Raw genomic sequence first — 2731 nt, 5'->3', positions numbered from 1 at the left:
CGATAGTCTTGTCGCGCTTGTAAACCTCTGAACTGAGATTCATAGCGAGTGGGAATGCTGACAGAAGAAGCGGGAGGTAGGATGTTGATTAAGTAGGTGCAAATAAATAAAGTGATAATAGTTATATGAGGATGGGGCGGGGCGGGTGGCCCCCCCACCAAAAAACAGTAATTATGGTGGGGGGGGGCGCCCGGCCGCCCAGGGTTTAACGGGTTTTTAAAATAAGTTAAAACCCAGGGGGGCCTTCACCCCCCCCCAACAATAATCACCTTTTTGGTGGGGGGGGGCCACCGTGCCCGCCCCATCCTCATATAACTATTATCACTTTATTTATTTGCACTTACTTATAGTTTTTTTCTATTAGTTGATTTGGGGGGGGTTAGGTGCGATCGACCTTTCCCATATCTTCCATTTCTTGAGATTCTGAATCATATCATCTCCGGTTAATCAGCCATAATATCTTTTTTCCACGACCCTGTAGAGACGTTATATATAACGTCTCTACAGGGTGGGTAATCGGGTGGACATGATATCAGTCGTTAGAAAAATTAGGCTTCTTAATGAAAAATCTAGGCTCTGGGATTCAGTTGGTGAGTTGTGCCATAATTGGACTTACAAGATTTACCAAGTATGCAGTGAGGCGAACATGGAAAAAACAATTACTATCACTTTAACACCCGAAGGAAACTTAGAACTTCCTCCAGAGATTCGAGAGCAATTTTCTAGCGGTGAACAATACTCAGTTGTGACGACAGAAGACACAATTACGTTTAAAAGAGTCCAAAAATTAACTTGGGATGAATTAAGGGAAAGGAGAGCAGAATTAGGAGAAGATCCCGATCGACTAACAACTGAAGAAATCTGTGAAATTGTCCGGGAAGTACGCCGGGAAATGAAAAAATGAAAGTAGTTTTAGATACAAATATTTGGGTATCTGCTATAATTTTGGGCGGTATTCCTGATGAAATTCTGTTGTTGGGACAAAGAAAAGTAATTACTATTGCTATGTCTCAACAATTATTAAATGAATTAGAAAGGACATTTAACAAGCCTAAACTTCAACCCAAACTAAAAGCATTAGATTTAATAGTTTCAACTTTAATGAATCTGATTCGAGAATCAGTGGTTTTATACGTTATTGATGAAATTACTGTCCCTGAATTGAGAGATCCAGATGATAGTATTGTTTTAGCTACGGCTATTGCGGCTAAGACTGATGTGATTATTACAGGCGATCGAGATTTACTAGTTTTAGCAGAATATCAAGGTATTAATATAATAACTGTTCAAGATTTTTTGCAACGATATTTTGATGCTAATTAGTTTTGGGGGGTTTGCGTGCGATCGACCTTTCCCATCTCTTCCATTTCTTGAGATTCTGAATCATATCATCTCCGGTTAATCAGCCATAATATCTTTTTTCCACGACCCTGTAGAGACGTTATATATAACGTCTCTACAGGGTGGGTAATATATAACGTTTCTACAGGGTGGGTAATATATAACGTTTCTACAGGGTGGGTAATATATAACGTTTCTACAGGGTGGGTAATATATAACGTTTCTACAGGGTGGGTAATCGACCGCACATGATATCATCGGCTATTACTGGCATAGATCAAGAAATAGCCATTTAGCAATACACCAGACCGACTGGCTATTTTTATATCAATCAACTAATTTAGATACTCTGCGTAAATCCTACTGGGTTTTGAGGTTTGAGGTGTAGTAGAAACTCGGTTTTTTATTCAAGTGATTCAGTGATAATACTGAGCTTAAATATAAGTAAATGCACTGTTCTGATTAGATAGATTATTTTAATAATATAAAGAAAAATATATATTCGGCGGTAAATGCCATGACCGTAAATCTATTAGATATCAACTATTATCGTGCTGTTAATCCAGATTTAGCGGCTGCCGGAGTAGTAACGGATGCACAGTTAGTTGAACATTTCGTAAACGCTGGTGCAAACGAAGGTCGTCGTTTTTCAGCTTTTGTCAATCTCGATCTTTATCGGGCAATTAATCCAGATTTAGCTGCTGCTGGTATAAATAATAATTTACAAGCTTTTTATCATTTGCAAAGCTCTGGTATTGCAGAGGGACGTAGATTTTCGATGGGTTTTAATGCGCCTTTTTATCGGGTCGTTAATCCAGATTTAGCGGCTGCTGGAATTAATAATAATGAAATAGCTTTTGAGCATTTCCGTGCTAATGGTTTGAATGAGGGACGACTGTCTGCGGAAAATTTCAATGTGCGCTTTTACTTAGATGCTAATGCTGATTTGCGGGCGGCTGGTTTCAATTTTGGGCAGGCATTTACACATTATGTAACGAATGGATATCGGGAAGGTCGTCCAGCGATACCTGGATCAACTCCCACTCCCACACCACCACCGCCACCGCCTGTTGAGCCTGGTAATACTCCTGCCACTGCTCTTAATGTTGATGTTTTGACTGGAACGCGCACTTTTAATGACTTCGTAGGCAGTACAGATCGAGATGACTACTATCGCTTTAGTCTGACTGGTCCAAGTGATTTTAGTCTGTCTCTTAGCAACTTAAGTGATTATGCCCAGGCACGATTATATGTGGACATCAACGGTAATGGTCGCATTGATTCAGACGAAACGTTGGATACCGCTTATGGTAGTAGCTTCGGTAACGGCTCAATCAGTAAAACTTTGGGGCCAGCTACTTACTTCGTGGATGTCTACACAACTGGTTCC

2 protein-coding genes and 1 pseudogene are annotated in these 2731 nt (G+C 40.1%); all 3 read left to right on the top strand.

Translation table 11 applies throughout. The features are described 5' to 3' along the window. The first annotated feature begins 646 nt into the window (after positions 1-646). A complete protein-coding gene (locus ACE1CC_RS05075) occupies positions 647-904 on the top strand; it encodes a hypothetical protein (RefSeq protein ID WP_413269385.1) in 258 nt (85 codons plus the stop codon). Continuing rightward, the gene (locus tag ACE1CC_RS05070) at positions 901-1323 is read left to right on the top strand and encodes a putative toxin-antitoxin system toxin component, PIN family (protein WP_413269384.1); all 423 of its coding nucleotides are present in this window, start codon (positions 901-903) and stop codon (positions 1321-1323) included. The genes ACE1CC_RS05075 and ACE1CC_RS05070 overlap by 4 nt, the downstream gene beginning before the upstream one ends. A 535-nt stretch (positions 1324-1858) precedes the next feature. After that, positions 1859-2731: pseudogene (locus tag ACE1CC_RS05065) on the top strand (hypothetical protein); the annotation flags it as partial.

This window comes from Floridaenema aerugineum BLCC-F46 (assembly GCF_041929345.1).
GTDB classification, from domain to species: domain Bacteria; phylum Cyanobacteriota; class Cyanobacteriia; order Cyanobacteriales; family Aerosakkonemataceae; genus Floridanema; species Floridanema aerugineum.
Note: the sequence above shows the minus strand (reverse complement) of the source record. Positions and strands in the feature narration are given on the sequence as shown.